This window comes from Hymenobacter fodinae (assembly GCF_004745825.1).
In the GTDB taxonomy this organism is placed as follows: Bacteria; Bacteroidota; Bacteroidia; order Cytophagales; family Hymenobacteraceae; genus Hymenobacter; species Hymenobacter fodinae.
Genome location: NZ_SRLA01000003.1, coordinates 80024 through 94121, shown reverse-complemented (window position 1 = coordinate 94121; position 14098 = coordinate 80024). Strand labels below are relative to the sequence as shown.

Genomic DNA, 14098 nt, shown 5'->3' with positions numbered 1-14098 from the left:
GGCATTACTGAGTACTCACTGAAGATGTAAGGCGATAGTAGCCGCTTAGGAGTGGCCTAGCTCAGCTACTGCAGCAGCATTTTGCGCGTTGCTCTTGGAAGCGGCCGGGGCTGGTGACGCGGCCGGAATGTCGTCGGTTTCTTCGCCGGCATGAGTGTCTTCCCACTCCCGGAAGCGGGTAATTTCGCCCTGAAACTTATCGACGAACCAGCTCAGCAGGGCCAGGTCATCCAGGAAGCCTACTACCGGAATGAAGTCAGGTACTAAATCAACCGGCGAAAGTGTATAGAGCAGCACGCCCAGCGCCGAAACGATGGTGCTGGTTTCTACCTGCCGGTAGCTGCCGCTGATGTAGTTGCGCACCAAGCGCACCACGGTGTAGGCCACGCTAAACAACTGCTTGAACTTATTGTCGCCGCTTTCTTTGCTGGCGAGCTTGTTGGCCACTTCGTTCAGAACAAGAATGACCTTGAACGGACGGCCCAGTAGTTTGCCGGCGCGGTTGAGGAAGACGCTGAAGAGCGCATTTTTAGAAATCGAAAGTCCTTTCTCGACGAAGTTAGCCATAGGGGAGGTAGGTTGGAATATGCGCCGTGTACGCGCCAAACCCGTCAGGCGTTGTCGCGGAAACAGAGGGCTAGGCCAGTCGGTAAGCGTAATACGCGAAGAATTCCCGCACCAGAGAATAGGCATCGCGCCACTCAAAATAGGCCGGGTGCGCCGCATATACGGTCGGAATGGCTTGCTGCCGCAGCAGGATTTTCGTGCGCGTAAGATGAAAAAACTGCGACACCGCTATAGCGGAGCGAAAGTGATGCTGCTGGGCTACCTAGCCAAAATTGCGCGCCGTGGCCAGGGTATTGTTGCCGGTGTTATCGACCAGGATAGCTGCCGCTGGCACGCCGTGCGCCACTAAATACTGTTGCATAACTGTGCCTTCGTAGTACCCTTGGTGGCCTAGGCCCCCACTTACAAAAACCCAGGGGCTCCGGCCCGTCTGGTATAGCTGCAAGGCCTTGTCGAGGCGGGCCTGCAAGCGCGCGGAGAGAGTGCCATCGGGGTTGACGGTGTTGCCGAGCACCACTAAGCAATCGGCAGCTTGCGTATCATCCGTGAGTCCATCGGCAGCTACCCAGGTGCAGTGCAGTAAAAACCAGCTGCCAATTAGTATGCAACCGAAAAGCAGCGCGCGTTTGAGTGTACGTAACATGGAAGCTTGAACTAGAGCCAACGGTTGAGGCCTGAAGTAGCGTAGAAATTACGGGTTTCCCGTAGTTTCGCTCTATGAGCCACCTGACCATCCGCCCCACTGCTGAGGAGTATAACCCATACTACAACCTCTACATTCGCAACATCCCCGCCGGCCACGATCCGCTGCAGAAGCTCCGTGAGCAGCCAAAGCTGTTGAAAAAACTTCTCTCCGACCTCACCGAGGAGCAGGGCAAGCTGCGCTACGCCCCCGGTAAGTGGAGCATCAAGGAAATGCTGGTGCACATGATCGATACGGAGCGCATCTTCGCCTACCGGGCCCTACGCATTGCCCGCGGCGACCAGCAGCCCCTGCCCGGCTTTGAGCAGGATGACTACGTGCCCGCCTCCGGCGCCGATGCGCGGACTATGCAGAGCATTCTGCACGAATACGATACCGTGCGGGCGGCTACTCTCAGCCTGTTTGAATCGTTCGGGCCGGAAGCGTTTATGCGAACTGGCACTGCCAGCAACAGCCCCACGAGTGTGCGGGCTCTGGCCTACATAGTGCCGGGCCACGAGGCGCACCACCTGCACATTTTGCAGGAGCGGTACTTGCCCTTGCTGGCCAAATAACGTACTTGCAAGCAACACCCCACCACGCCGGTGCGTTAGGATTTCATCCATTCCCTCCAACTAGTATTCATCATGGCTAAAGCACAAGACGCCCGCAAGGAAAAGAAAAAGGAGCCGACCAAAACCACTAAGGAGAAAAAGGCGGCTAAGGACGAGAAGAAACAAGCTCGCGCCCGCAAGCAAGAATAACTTGCCCACCAGATAAGCACAAGCAGCCGGCCTCTTCTAGAGGAGCCGGCTGCTTTTTTTACCAGACAGCTACGAGAGAACCGTGAATCAGCGACTTGCACTGGTTACCCTAGTGGTGGCCGACTACGATGAGGCCATTGCCTTTTACACGGAAAAGTTGGGATGTCAACTGCTGGAAGATACTTACTTAAGCCCGGAGAAACGCTGGGTGCGGGTGGCCCCTAGGGGCGAGGCCGGCGCTGAGCTGCTGCTAGCCCGGGCCGCTTCACCAGTGCAAGTGCAGTGCATTGGCAACCAAACGGGTGGCCGTGTAGCCCTGTTTCTTTACACCGATAATCTGGCCCGCGACCATGCACGGCTGCTGGCCCAGGGCATAACTGTTGTGCGCCCGCCCGTAGTGGAGCCCTATGGCACCGTGCTGGTATTCGCCGATCTGTATGGCAACCAGTGGGATTTACTGGAGCCCACTCAGAGCGTATAGTACACCTCTTTTTCTTTATCGTGGTGCTTAATATAGCCGTGGAGGGTGAGCTTGATGAGAGTGCGGTAAGCGCGGCGCTGCCCAATGTTAAGCAGCTTCATGTACTGGCCTAGCGTGATGCGCGGGTTCTTACGCAGGTACTCCAGCACGGCCAGCTCTTCTTTGTTAAGCGGAATGCGCTCAAACATAGGCGCAGAGTCGTAACGCTCCAAGACCTTCTCGGTAAGCTGACTGGTTTGCACGCTTTCATCGCGCACGCGCACGTAAGAGCGCCAGTCGTCGGGGGCTACCTGGGCGCGGTGTGGTTTTTCGGGGCTTTCGGGAACGGTTACTACCACTACCACGCGGCCATCTTCCTCCACTTCCCGGAACCGCAACGTCGTCAGGGGTGGGTCGATGTAATGCGCTGCGGCTTGGCGCAACTGATAAATTTCCTCTTCCGCATCGCGCACGCCCACAATCCGGCCATCATCATCAACTCCCACCAGCACTCGTCCGCCGTGGGTGTTGGCCAGCGAGGAGAGTGTGCGGGAAATTCGGTGCGGGTGCGTGGTGCGCTTCTTGAACTCCAGCCGTTCCCCTTCGCCTTGCCGAATCAGTTCCTGTAAGTCAGTCATAGAATAAGGAGGCTGGTACTGAAAAGTAACCTAGGCCAGTCTCCGATACATAAACGCCCGCCGCCACAAAAAGTCACCGCGGAGTAGCTGCTAGTAGGTAGCCGGGCAGAAACAGGGAAGTGGCCTAGCACCGTAGCCGCCCCAGAAACGCTTTATTCTATTCCGGTTTCTTCGGCCGAGATTTTCCACAGGCGGCTGGCTTCGGTGGGGTTATTGGCGCGGCTAGAGCAGCGGGCGGGCCGGCGGTTAGAGAAGTATCGGCCGCTTACGCTCGCCACTTCTGGGGATGTGGCCAGGTAAAGCGTAGTCTGAGCGCCCTGCTCCGGTGAAATCATAAGCGGGCGGGCGGCCCACCACAAGCCTTTCATCACCGCCGAGGTATCGGTCCGAATCAGACCAGTATCGACCATGCCAGGGTGCAAGCAATTAGCCGTAATGCCAGTTAGGTCGAGGCGGTGCGCCAGCTCTTTGGTGAATAGGATGTTTGCCAGTTTAGAGTCGGCGTAGGCAGTAAGCCAGCTGTATTTATCGGGCGAGTTACGGGTTTCCCGGTTCGGCTCAATTTCTCCTACCCAATGCGCAATGGATGACACGGTCACGACGCGGGCTTTCCCCGCAGCATCCAGTAAGGGCAGCATCAGGTTTGTTAAGGCGTAGGGCGCCAAGTGATTGGTAGCCCAACTCAGCTCGTGCCCTTCCTCCGTAATGTGCAGCACCCCCGGCATGATACCAGCGTTGTTGACAAGAATATCCAGCTGGCTGTGCTCTTGAAGCATCTCGTCGGCCAAAGCCTGAACGTTCCGAATCAGAGAAAGGTCATAGCACTTTACCCAGACGGAAGCTTTTTCGCCAGCGGCGGCCTGTATGGCAGTGCGTGCCCGTTCGGCCTTGTCAGCGTCGCGCCCAACGAGCACTACGTTGGCTCCCTGGCGCGCTAGTTCTCGCGCCGTAACCAGTCCAATGCCACTAGTGCCTCCCGTAATAAGTGCAGTTTTACCGGCAAGAGAAAATGAGGCCATAGGTGGCAAAGGTAAATGCAAAGTTCAGCGGCGTACCGCAGTCTGATTTGCCTGAAAGTAAAGCAAACTGCCAGAGTTACGAAGAATAGGATTAAAAAGGTGTGGATACAAGAATCTTTAGCTACTGATACCTTAACATTCAAACCCTATGGCAACAGTGTAGAATGCATTCACAAAAACTCCGCAAGACGTAATACAGCAAGAATTGAACAGAGTGCGTTGCTCTACAATGCGCGGTAGACAGGTATAGGTACTGCGCCAGTGACGCAAAAGTCTGCGTCTGGGTGCTAAGCAGCGCTGCCGCTCTAGGCCACTAAAAAAGCCGCCCCGTTTCCGGAGGCGGCTTTTTTAGTGGCCTAGAGCGGCAGCGCTGCTTAGAAGGGCAGGTCGTTGTCGTCGTCCGAGGCGATGGGAGCAGCCGAAGCGCGCAGGTTCGGGTTAGAGTTAGCCGCGGGAGCAGCAGCGCGAGGAGCCGACTGCTGGAAGTTGCCACCACCCTGGGGAGCAGCGCCACCACCGGTGCCAGCCTCAATGCGCCATGCTTCGAGGTTAGTGAAGTACAGCATCTGGCCGTTCTTGTTAAAACCACGACCACGCAGGTTGAAAGAGATTTTAACCTCGTCGCCTACTTTGTATGGGTCGATGAGGGCGGTTTTGTCCTGCACCAATTGGAACTTGATATGCTCAGGATACTGGCCGTCTACGACTTCCAGCACGAATTCGCGCTTGCGGAATTTTTCGCTCACCTGCTGTTCGTCGAATATCTCGTGCAGGCGGCCGGTAGCTTCGTAAGCCATAGGAAAGAATATGTTTGGGGAAGTTGAAACAGTAAACCAAACGTACGAAAAAAAACGCGGTTCGGCTAGGTTGGTCGGGCCCTTTCGGGGCCATTTGCCTGCGTACCTTTGCCTTGTATTTTGGCTTTTTTCTGAAATAGTTTTTGCTCATGACTACACCTTTTTCGCTAGCGCTGCACGGTGGTGCCGGCACCATTACCCGGCAGCTAATGACAGCGGGGCAGGAGCAGCAATACCAGCAAGCTCTCCGCGAAGCGCTGGAAATTGGCTACGCGGTATTGCGGCAAGGCGGCTCCGCCCTCGATGCCGTAGAGCTCACCGTGCGCAGCCTCGAAGACTGCCCCTTGTTCAATGCCGGGAAAGGAGCAGTGTTCACGCACGAGGGTCATCATGAGATGGATGCCGCTATTATGGACGGGCGCAACCGGGCTGCCGGCGCCGTAACGGGAGTTCGGGCCGTGCAGAACCCAATCAGGGCGGCGCGCTTGGTAATGGAGCAAACCGACCACGTGCTACTGGCCTACCCCGGTGCTGATGAGCTGGCCCGCCAGCACGGTCTGCCCACCCAACCCGTGGAGTATTTCTTTACCCAGCACCGCTACGACCAACTGCAGGAGGCCCTGCTCGAGGGGCGAATGCGCCTCGACCACAGCGAGGCCCTGCCGGAGCCAACTCCTGCTCCGCTGGAAGAGCCCTTGGCGTTTGAAGAAGACCCTAAAAAGAAAATGGGAACTGTAGGCGCGGTGGCTCGTGACCAACAGGGCAACCTGGCCGCCGCCACCAGCACCGGCGGCATGACCAACAAGCGGTACTCCCGCATCGGCGACTCCCCCATCATCGGGGCTGGCACATTTGCTGACAACCGCACCTGCGCTATCAGCTGCACGGGGCACGGTGAGTTTTTTCTGCGGGCCGTAGTGGCCCACGATATCAGTTGCCTCATGGAATACCGCGGCCTCAGTCTGGCGGAAGCTTGCCACATTGTGGTGCACGACAAGTTGGCTCCCATGGGGGGCGAGGGTGGCCTAGTAGCCATTGATGCGGCAGGAAACATTGCCCTGCCTTTTAACTCCGAAGGTATGTACCGGGCTAGCCTCAGCTCGACCGACGCAGTACCCTATATCGGCATCTACCGGGACTAATTTGAAGCCGCTTTTTTGTGCCTATATATATAAGGAGTGGGTGTGTTTCGTGAAAACGATGATAACAAGCTGGCTAACAGTGAGAACAAGTGCTTTTTACTGATTTTAAGCTTTGCTCTGTTTTTACCTCTTTTTAGCGCTGACCCGGCATAAAAAAGAGCCGCCTCTCCAAGCAGGAGAGGCGGCTCTTTTTTATGAGGTACTTGCCTTAGTTGGCTGGCGCCGGAGCGTTGGCATCTTGGCCAGCAGTCAGAGCAACTGACTCGGCAGCCTGCAGGCGCAGGCTGATGTTCGGATAAAATTCCCGCTCGGTCACATCGTACACGTTCCCTTTCACCAGAGCATGCAGCAGCATGTTCTCAATGGAGATGGCAGTGCCCTTTGGAGCGGCGGCCGCGTTGTTGTGCTCCAGCTTGTGACCATCCATGATGATGACCAGGTTAGAGCCGATGGTTTCCATGAGGTGACCTTCTGTGATAAGCACCCCTGTGTCTTCTCCCAGCCCAATGCCAATTAGCTTGGGGTGCAGGGCCACTGCTTCAATCAGCCGGCCAAAGCGGCCGCGCTTCACAAAGTGGGAGTCAATTACCACGCTATCGATGAGGCCTAGGCCAGTACCCATCTTCACTGCACCCTTCATCAAAGCATCGGGCACACTGCCTCCTTTGATCATGGTGTGCGACATGGCCATGGCCCCGGCGCTGGTTCCGGCAATTACAAAATTGGGCTGCTTCTGGTAGCGCTCCTTTAGAGTGCGCAGAAATTCCGTGCCCCCGAACATTTCCGTGAGGCGCGACTGGTTACCACCCGAGAACATCACCACGTCGGCTACCTTTAGGCGCTCCACAAACTCGGGCTGCAGCGCATGCTCGGGTACGCGAATATCCATGATGCCCACGTTGTGGCAATTGAGCATGGCAAACGACGACACGTAAATGCGGGCAACCTCTTCCGGAATCATGGAAGCGGTTGTGACCACCTCAATCCGCGGATCGGCTTTTCCCGATTCGAGAATAACACGCTTGAGTATGCCCAGCTCAAAAAAGTTGAGGTAGTATTTCTTTTTAGTGCGCGGGTTAGGGTACGTACCCTTGTCTTCGTTGCCTCCAATGGCAATCAGCTTACCGAGCGGTTTTATTTTTTTCAATTCGACAGGTAGCTTAACAAACAAAATGGGAAAAGGCCCGCCCGAAGCAAGCAAGCTTCGAGCCAGCGCCAAGCCAGTAAGAGAAATAAACCAGCGGATTCCTCCGCTGGTTCTCATGCCACACAAGTTCTTACCGGAAGCAAGTTTAGTGTGGCAATACTCCTATTGCTGGCTGTACTGCGGAGTTCACTCGGTCGGCTTACCCAGCAGCGCGTCGAAGGTGACACTGGCAACTGCGTGGTAGTTCGGGCGAGCTTCGGCGTAAATCTGCCGGGCCCTAGCCGGGCCGCCCGGGGTAGCTAGCAGTGCCTTATACAGTGGAACCAAAAATTTGCGTCGGCCTACGCGTGTAAGGAAAGTGTGCAATGCCTCATCGGCCGCCGAGTAGCCAGCGGCAATGGTGTGAGGAAACCACGCCGCCAATATTTCTGAGTTGCCAGATTGAGTGAACCCAAATGCAGCATCAAGCTCAGCGAGTTTTTCACTGGGTAGGGCAGGAGGTAGGCCGTGCAGGAAGTGCACCCACTCGTGGCTGCTCCAGCCGGAAGTAGCCAGACTACTGGCCGGCGTGCCCGCCTGCCACTGGCCTAGGGCTTCCTCCACCGCGGCAAACCGCGCCGATGAAACCGGTGGAGCCACTGACGGAATACCGGGTCCGTTGATCCAGACATCCAGTTGCACTTGCTCTTCTAGGCCTGGGTGCGTATCAAGTAGCTCACGGCGGAGGTAAGCCACGAACGAATCGGTGTCCATGCTCTGGAAACTATGGCGGGCGAAGTACTCCTTAATAAAGGTGTCCAGCACATCCCGCCCCACTAAGTGCTCCAGCGTGAGCAGGAGGTAGTCGCCTTTTTCGTAGGCAATTTCGTTTAGCCCTTCGTCGGGGTCGCGGCCGGCTAGAGCCAGGTGCAGGTGCGTATCGGGGCTTTCGGGGCCAAGCTCAGCAATGGTGTGGAGGAGGCCCGTGTGGCCCAATACCTGCAGCATATCGGCGTACGGGCGGCCGTACAACTTCTCCATAATGCGCCGCTCAAAGTACACCGTAAAGCCTTCGTTCAGCCAGAAATCGTTCCAGGTGGCGTTGGTAACTAGGTTCCCCGACCACGAGTGGGCCAATTCGTGGGCCACTAAACTGGTCAAACTCCGGTCGCCGGCCAGAATAGTAGGTGTTACAAATGTTAAACGGGGGTTTTCCATACCGCCAAATGGAAAGGAGGGGGGCAAGACCAGCAAATCGTACCGCTCCCAGCGGTAAGGACCATATAAATCCTCGGCAGCCACCACCATATTTTCCAGATCGGCAAACTCACTGGTGGCAACCGGCAGTGTTTCTGGCTCAGCATACACACCGGTGCGTGGGCTTAACGCCTGAAACTCGAGGTTGCCCACAGCCAATGCCATGAGGTAAGCGGGGATAGGTTGGTCCATCCGGAACCGATAGCTGCCAGAAGTGGAGCGCTGCTGCGGGTTCTCGGCGCTCATCAACGCCAAGAGTTCTGTGGGAGCTTGCACTTGGGCCTCATACGTGAAGCGTACTCCCGGCGAGTCTTGGCATGGAATCCAGGTGCGCGCCAAGATGGCCTGTGACTGCGTGAACAGGAAGGGGTGCACGCGGCCCGCCGTTTGCTCCGGGCTCAGCCACTGTAGAGCGGCGGCTCCGGGCGTAGTACGGTACCTAATGGTAACGGCCTCCGTGGTAGGCTCAATCACGATGCGCAAGGACTGGCCTAGCACGGCATCTTCTTCGCCCATTGTGAAAGTAGTGGGGGAGCCGTGCAGTCCATCCAGCAGAACCTCCTCAATATGCAAGGAGCGAGCATCGAGAAATAGCTCGGTCGCGCCGGTGGGATTAGCCAGCTGCCAGGTGGCGTGACCCGTCAGCGTTTGCGCGGCAAAGTCAACGGTAAGGTGCAGCTTAAGATGATGAACGCTTACTTCCGCGGGGCGGGCAAAGCTGTGCGGATCGGTAGGCGTGTGTCGCGTAGGGGGGGCAAGAAGATCGGGCATAAACAGGGCAGAATACCTAGTGGCCTAGTTGAAGTGGAGAGGAGAAAAGGTAAGGTAGGTTGGGGCTGCTTGTTGGTAGGTGCCAAGGTACAGCAAGGGTACACTAGCTATACGGGCCCTGGGTGGTAAGGTCGGCAATTAGTATTTTACTGGGCTAGTAGGAGTGGCCTAGCACGCAGTGCCCGGCCACGGTGCCAACATGATAGTGTTAGCCGAAATATAGTAACTTGCGGCAGTAGAGAAGAACCGCTTACGTGACAACTCAACGCCACGTAAACCAGTAAAACGCCACAGATGTGGATACCAAGATGGTCGGCTTTTTGCACGGCTGCACGTATCTGTCCTCATCGACGTTTTATTTTTTCTCTCCCTCCCCGCATGAACGACACGCATAAGTTTTCTTTTTTCAATAGCCTTTGTTGCTGGCTGCTAGGCCTGCTGCTACTCACGTCTACTACGTCGTGCAGCCAGGAGCAGAAAGAGCAGATGAAGGATGCCCTCCCCGGAGGCCTGACTAAGGCGGGCGGGGCGCAGCCCAAGCTCGACAGCGTGTACATTGTAAAGTACATGAGCGCCGAGCCCAAGTTCAAGGATCAGATTGATTGGGCCAAGAAATTCTACAAGGAGCGAGGCTTTCGCTTGGGATGGTTTCGCAACCACGAAATTGTGCCCCAGGCTCAAACTATGCTCGGCGTAATTAACAAGGCTGCCGACGAGGGACTTGATCCTAAAGAGTACCAAACCAAGGACTTTCCGAAGCTTTTTGCCGCGTTGAAAGAGGCACAATCAGACTCTACCAAGCGAAATGCCTTGGAGAAGGAAATTGATGTGGCCCTTTCAGGTACCTATTTTAACTGGGCTTCCGACTTTTATCGGGGCACTGTGGATCCGCGTCAGGTCAAGAGTATTGACTGGAATGTTAAGCGCAATAAGATTAAGCTGCATAAGGCGCTGATGACTATTCTTAAGGAGCGGGAAAGCACGTATCCTTACTATGAGTTTGAGCCTTTGCACCCCGAGTACGACCGCCTGAAGAAAGCCTTGGCCGACTTCCGGACCATTCAGCGTAACGGGGGGTGGCCTACCATTCCGGCTGGCACAAAGCTTAAACCGGGGGCTACCTCACCAGCCGTTGCCGCCCTGCGGGCTCGTCTGTTGGGCGCCGACGCAGCAGCTCCACAGCCCGCTGCAACCCCTGTGCAGAACGTCTCCAATAAGACAGGTGATGCCCCGCAGCCCGCAACAACTATGGCGGCCCCGCAGTCGTACGACGCTGAATTGGTAGCCGCCGTAAAGGAGTTTCAGCAACAGAACGGTCTCAACCCGGATGGCATCGTGAGTGGCGAAACGCTGCGTTTGTTGAACGTGCCCATCTCTCAGCGCATCGATCAAATTGTGCTAAACATGGAGCGCTGGCGCTGGATCCCGAAGAAGTTTGAGCCAAGCTATCTGCTCGTGAATATCCCAGACTATACTCTGCATGTAGTAGAGGATGGCAAGGAAGCCTTCAACATGCGCGTGATTGTGGGCAAGGCGTTGAATGCAACTCCTGTCTTCAGCGACAAAATGGAGTTTGTAGTACTGGCCCCTTATTGGAATGTTCCCTTCAGCATTATCGACAAAGAACTGCGCCCAAAATTGGTAGCGGATGCCCAAGGCACCCTCGACCGGCTTGACATGGAAGTGGTGAAAGGGTGGGGTGCTAAAGCTACCCCAATTGACCCCAATAATGTCGACTGGGCGAACGTAACGGACAAGACCTGGAAGTACACCCTGCGTCGTCGGCCGGGACCTAAAAACGACTTGGGCGATGTGAAGTTTATCTTCCCAAACTCGAACGATATCTATCTTCACGACACCCCGCACGACGAATTGTTCAGTCAGAACAAGCGCGGCTTTAGTCATGGATGCGTGCGCGTAGCTGAGCCCATTAAGCTAGCTGAGTACTTACTGCGTGACAAGCCAGGCTGGGACCGAACCGCTATTCTCGATACCATTGCGGGTCGTCGGGAGAAGTACATTACCCTTCCCGAGAAACTGCCAGTGTACCTCGTGTACTTCACCGCTTGGGTAGACGATAACGGTAAGGTTAACTTCCGCGACGACATTTACGGCCACGATAAAGCTCTCGCTAAAGAATACTTTAACTAGCCTCTCCACGGCTAAGACACCAGCCCCAGTTCACTGCTTTATGGCAGTGGGCTGGGGCTTTTTTGTGTGCAGCACACTCAGCTGTACAGCTAAGAAATTGGCGAGGATAGGCAGCTTCTGCTTCTCAACTAAAATAGAAGTCATGAGAACATAAGCACCCAAGGAGCACAGTAGTGAATTCTAAAGTAGACTCATGTATAATATCGTCTTTGTTAAGTAAGAGGGGCGGCAGAGATAGCTAGTTTACAGATGTAATACAATTGTAAACTAGCTACTTCGTTGTTTAAATTTGTATCGCGAATTGTCTGCCGCATACACGTTAATTACATATGTATATCAGCAGAGAGGACATGGCAATGCGGCCAATATATTGCTAGATTTGTAACCAGATAACAAAAGTCTTGATGGTTGAGCGCATCCGAGAGATACTGAACAAGTATCAGTTAACTCCTACCCAATTTGCTGATGCAATCGGGACGGCGCGCCCCATTGTTAGCCATATCCTGAGTGGGCGTAATAAGCCCAGCTTGGAGGTAGTCCAGAAGATTGGTACGGCTTACCCTGATATATCATTACCCTGGCTGATGTTCGGTACGGGAACAATGGAAGCGCCTGCCAACCCCGTACGAACAGAGCGAGCCGTATCTCCCACTCCTATTAAGACTATTGAGAGGCCTGTTACGGCTCGTGTAGCATCCGTAGAGCGCCCTGTAGCTCAATCGGCCGAACCAGCAGATCTTAGGCCCGCAGAGGCACCTGTAGCAACACAGCAGCCTGCGCCTATAAGCAGCCAAGTAGTGGTACCCGAAGCGGTGTTGCCAACCCTCGCACCTACGCCTGTGGCAGCGCCCTCTGCCGCACCCGCTCCAGCAGTAGCTCCACTGGCAGCCCCCATTCCGTTTCAGGCCTTCTCAGAGCCAGGCAAGTCTATACGCCGCATCGTCATTTTCTACAGTGACGGCACCTTTACTGACTATCAGCCTGAAGCATCCACTGCATAAACAGGCTTCGTGCTACGTACCCAAGGCTTCCTCCCTAAGAAGAGCTAATTGACTCTCAAAGACCACGGATTGACCTCTCCTTTGCCTGCCGAAAAAGCAGGCTGAATAAGGTATTTTAGGCTTCGTGCAATTTGTCAGTGTAATAAGCAGGCGCTTATAAGCTTAGTAATCTGTATTCTAAATTAGGGTAAAATTATCCTAAAAATTTACGGTATTGTTATTGATCAAAGCCAAACTAGTGAACTGCTAAAACTGTGAGGTGAGCAAGGTTTATATAAATCTTAAGTTGCTGTTTTTCAAATTATAAAAGTATGCATGTTAAGTAAAGGTTTTAACTAATAATGCCTCTTGTTCGATAAGGCTACACTATCTTATATGCAATTCAAGTTTGCCTTAGATAATGCAGCATTTAGGCAGCCCTAGTGCTAATGGTTTTGTCTAGAGCAACGTATTGGAAAAATAATATCTAAAAAACTGTATGGTTGACTTGTAAGGCACTTACTTTCTGTAGGAGTTCTATACGACAGGGTGAAAGAGCATGTATAGGTCTAGTTCACATGAGAATCGATAAAAAGCACGTTCAAGGGTAAGGCTGTTCGGTTTGGTAATGGTTGTTTGCCTATGCAGAATTGTTTCAGAGCAAGCAATTGCTAAGCCATGGGCAACTCAACGGCCAGCTAACTGAAGCCGAGCTAGGCCTGTGTTACATGTGTAAACGGTGCGCATAGCGAACCTTTATTACTGGTAGCTACGCTTAGTAATAATGAGCTTGGCTGTTTTAGGGACGGTGCTTACCTTTGGGCCATGAAAAATTTCCGTCTCTTTGTCCTGTTCGCCGCTGGCGCCTCGTTGTTCCTGTCGTCCTGCTCGCAAGCTCCCGACGCGGAGAAAGATCCTAACGCCGATGCTGCTTACAAGCGTAGCCACCGTCCCGAAGGGTACCGTCAGGCTCAGCGCAGCGACGTTAACTACTAAGTATAGTGGCCTAGGCCACCGGCAGCGGCAGGATAGCCTTGCTCGCCCATAGCCGCTGGATAGAAAACAAAAAGCCCCGCTACTCTGGCAGTAGCGGGGCTTTTTGGCTCCGGGTGAGAAAGAGGCGGCGCGAGTTAGTTAGTGGACCGTAGCTGGTAAAGCTGGGGATGCCGCTGTGAGGTCGGAAAGCTGAATGGTGGCTAGTAGCTGAGACTCCAGTAAGTCGGCCCAGGTGCGTAGGTAGAGTACCACGTCGTCGCGCTGGTTGTGACGCATGGCATTGCGGCGCTCGAAGGGGATGGCCGCCAAAATAGTTGGGTCGGCTAGACGCTCCAAGTGAGCCAAGTCCTGGCGGGTGAAACCCAGGCCCAACATCTCATCAATCGTTTCATCAATGGGTAGGCCACTGGTAGGGCAGTAGTCATTGATCTGTCGCTCCCAGTCCCCGTAGCGCTGCATGGCGCGGGCGTGAATCTCGCCCTTAGTGAGCTTGGTAATGGTTTGGGCTAGATGCCCGCAATTGCAGCTGCCCATGTGGCCCCACTGGTACGGAGCCTGCGCAACTAAGCGCTGAGCAGTGTCGCGCAGCGCCTGAATGACGGAAAGGGTGCTTTGAGCCATATCAGAACGTTGTTGAAGCAGAGATAAACGAACGTGCAGCTGAGCGCTACCCCTTCATAAGGAAAAAGCCGGGGCTTTTGTTTCAAGTTTACCCCGAAGGGTTACCGCATTGAAGCCCTTGTAAAAA

The 14098-nt window shown here is 54.7% G+C and carries 14 protein-coding genes and 1 pseudogene; 6 read left to right on the top strand and 9 right to left on the bottom strand.

Annotated features, from left to right (window positions below; all coding sequences use genetic code 11):
- Positions 1-213: 213 nt before the first annotated feature.
- The 3 genes and pseudogenes from EU556_RS26835 to EU556_RS14395 form a co-directional block, all read right to left on the bottom strand.
- A pseudogene (locus EU556_RS26835) lies at positions 214-312 on the bottom strand (YkvA family protein); the annotation flags it as partial.
- Between the two features lie 325 nt (positions 313-637).
- Entirely contained in the window at positions 638-793 is a 156-nt protein-coding gene (locus EU556_RS26095) for a hypothetical protein (protein WP_167855583.1), read from the bottom strand.
- 36 nt (positions 794-829) lie between these two features.
- The gene (locus tag EU556_RS14395) at positions 830-1210 is read right to left on the bottom strand and encodes a YdcF family protein (protein ID WP_135434854.1); all 381 of its coding nucleotides are present in this window, start codon (positions 1208-1210) and stop codon (positions 830-832) included.
- Positions 1211-1284: 74 nt separating this feature from the next.
- Between EU556_RS14395 and EU556_RS14390 the strand changes: the two genes are divergently transcribed.
- Together EU556_RS14390 and EU556_RS14385 are read left to right on the top strand one after the other, a co-directional pair.
- A complete protein-coding gene (locus EU556_RS14390) occupies positions 1285-1824 on the top strand; it encodes a DinB family protein (RefSeq protein WP_135434853.1) in 540 nt (179 codons plus the stop codon).
- 271 nt (positions 1825-2095) lie between these two features.
- Positions 2096-2494 (top strand): VOC family protein, encoded by a 399-nt coding sequence (locus EU556_RS14385; protein ID WP_135434852.1) that lies wholly within the window; start codon positions 2096-2098, stop codon positions 2492-2494.
- On the opposite strand, the gene EU556_RS14380 is transcribed toward EU556_RS14385, so the two are convergent.
- The 3 genes from EU556_RS14380 to EU556_RS14370 form a co-directional block, all read right to left on the bottom strand.
- A complete protein-coding gene (locus EU556_RS14380) occupies positions 2482-3111 on the bottom strand; it encodes an AlbA family DNA-binding domain-containing protein (RefSeq protein WP_135434851.1) in 630 nt (209 codons plus the stop codon). The two genes, EU556_RS14385 and EU556_RS14380, sit on opposite strands and share 13 nt — an antisense overlap.
- A gap of 152 nt (positions 3112-3263) precedes the next feature.
- A complete protein-coding gene (locus EU556_RS14375) occupies positions 3264-4130 on the bottom strand; it encodes an SDR family oxidoreductase (protein ID WP_135434850.1) in 867 nt (288 codons plus the stop codon).
- Between the two features lie 374 nt (positions 4131-4504).
- On the bottom strand, positions 4505-4927 hold the full coding sequence (locus tag EU556_RS14370) for a DUF3127 domain-containing protein (protein ID WP_135434849.1): 423 nt from the start codon (positions 4925-4927) through the stop codon (positions 4505-4507).
- A gap of 149 nt (positions 4928-5076) precedes the next feature.
- On the opposite strand from EU556_RS14370, the gene EU556_RS14365 reads away from it, so the two are divergent.
- Positions 5077-6069 (top strand): isoaspartyl peptidase/L-asparaginase family protein, encoded by a 993-nt coding sequence (locus EU556_RS14365; RefSeq protein WP_135434848.1) that lies wholly within the window; start codon positions 5077-5079, stop codon positions 6067-6069.
- 208 nt (positions 6070-6277) lie between these two features.
- Here the strand turns inward: EU556_RS14365 and EU556_RS14360 are convergent, their stop codons facing one another.
- Positions 6278-7216: a cyanophycinase gene (locus EU556_RS14360; protein WP_135434847.1), complete on the bottom strand. Its 939-nt coding sequence runs from the start codon at positions 7214-7216 to the stop codon at positions 6278-6280.
- Between the two features lie 186 nt (positions 7217-7402).
- A complete protein-coding gene (locus EU556_RS14355) occupies positions 7403-9223 on the bottom strand; it encodes a M1 family metallopeptidase (RefSeq protein WP_135434846.1) in 1821 nt (606 codons plus the stop codon).
- Between the two features lie 378 nt (positions 9224-9601).
- Between EU556_RS14355 and EU556_RS14350 the strand changes: the two genes are divergently transcribed.
- The 3 genes from EU556_RS14350 (at position 9602) to EU556_RS26090 (ending at position 13350) form a co-directional block, all read left to right on the top strand.
- Entirely contained in the window at positions 9602-11374 is a 1773-nt protein-coding gene (locus EU556_RS14350) for a L,D-transpeptidase family protein (protein WP_135434845.1), read from the top strand.
- Between the two features lie 404 nt (positions 11375-11778).
- A complete protein-coding gene (locus tag EU556_RS26830) occupies positions 11779-12375 on the top strand; it encodes a helix-turn-helix domain-containing protein (RefSeq protein ID WP_135434844.1) in 597 nt (198 codons plus the stop codon).
- 804 nt (positions 12376-13179) lie between these two features.
- A complete protein-coding gene (locus EU556_RS26090; RefSeq protein ID WP_167855213.1) occupies positions 13180-13350 on the top strand; it encodes a hypothetical protein in 171 nt (56 codons plus the stop codon).
- Positions 13351-13488: 138 nt separating this feature from the next.
- Here EU556_RS26090 and EU556_RS14340 read toward each other — a convergent pair whose 3' ends face one another.
- Entirely contained in the window at positions 13489-13971 is a 483-nt protein-coding gene (locus tag EU556_RS14340; RefSeq protein WP_135434843.1) for a hypothetical protein, read from the bottom strand.
- Between the last annotated feature and the right edge of the window lie 127 nt (positions 13972-14098).

Bases quoted from the DNA above. Each gene is read 5' to 3' on its own strand.
- EU556_RS14365 (WP_135434848.1), top strand. From the start codon at position 5,077: ATGACTACACCTTTTTCGCTAGCGCTGCACGGTGGTGCCGGCACCATT.
- EU556_RS26830 (WP_135434844.1), top strand. From the start codon at position 11,779: ATGGTTGAGCGCATCCGAGAGATACTGAACAAGTATCAGTTAACTCCT.
- EU556_RS14375 (WP_135434850.1), bottom strand. From the start codon at position 4,130: ATGGCCTCATTTTCTCTTGCCGGTAAAACTGCACTTATTACGGGAGGC.
- EU556_RS26090 (WP_167855213.1), top strand. From the start codon at position 13,180: ATGAAAAATTTCCGTCTCTTTGTCCTGTTCGCCGCTGGCGCCTCGTTG.
- EU556_RS14390 (WP_135434853.1), top strand. From the start codon at position 1,285: ATGAGCCACCTGACCATCCGCCCCACTGCTGAGGAGTATAACCCATAC.
- EU556_RS14370 (WP_135434849.1), bottom strand. From the start codon at position 4,927: ATGGCTTACGAAGCTACCGGCCGCCTGCACGAGATATTCGACGAACAG.
- EU556_RS14355 (WP_135434846.1), bottom strand. From the start codon at position 9,223: ATGCCCGATCTTCTTGCCCCCCCTACGCGACACACGCCTACCGATCCG.
- EU556_RS14395 (WP_135434854.1), bottom strand. From the start codon at position 1,210: ATGTTACGTACACTCAAACGCGCGCTGCTTTTCGGTTGCATACTAATT.
- EU556_RS14350 (WP_135434845.1), top strand. From the start codon at position 9,602: ATGAACGACACGCATAAGTTTTCTTTTTTCAATAGCCTTTGTTGCTGG.
- EU556_RS14340 (WP_135434843.1), bottom strand. From the start codon at position 13,971: ATGGCTCAAAGCACCCTTTCCGTCATTCAGGCGCTGCGCGACACTGCT.
- EU556_RS14380 (WP_135434851.1), bottom strand. From the start codon at position 3,111: ATGACTGACTTACAGGAACTGATTCGGCAAGGCGAAGGGGAACGGCTG.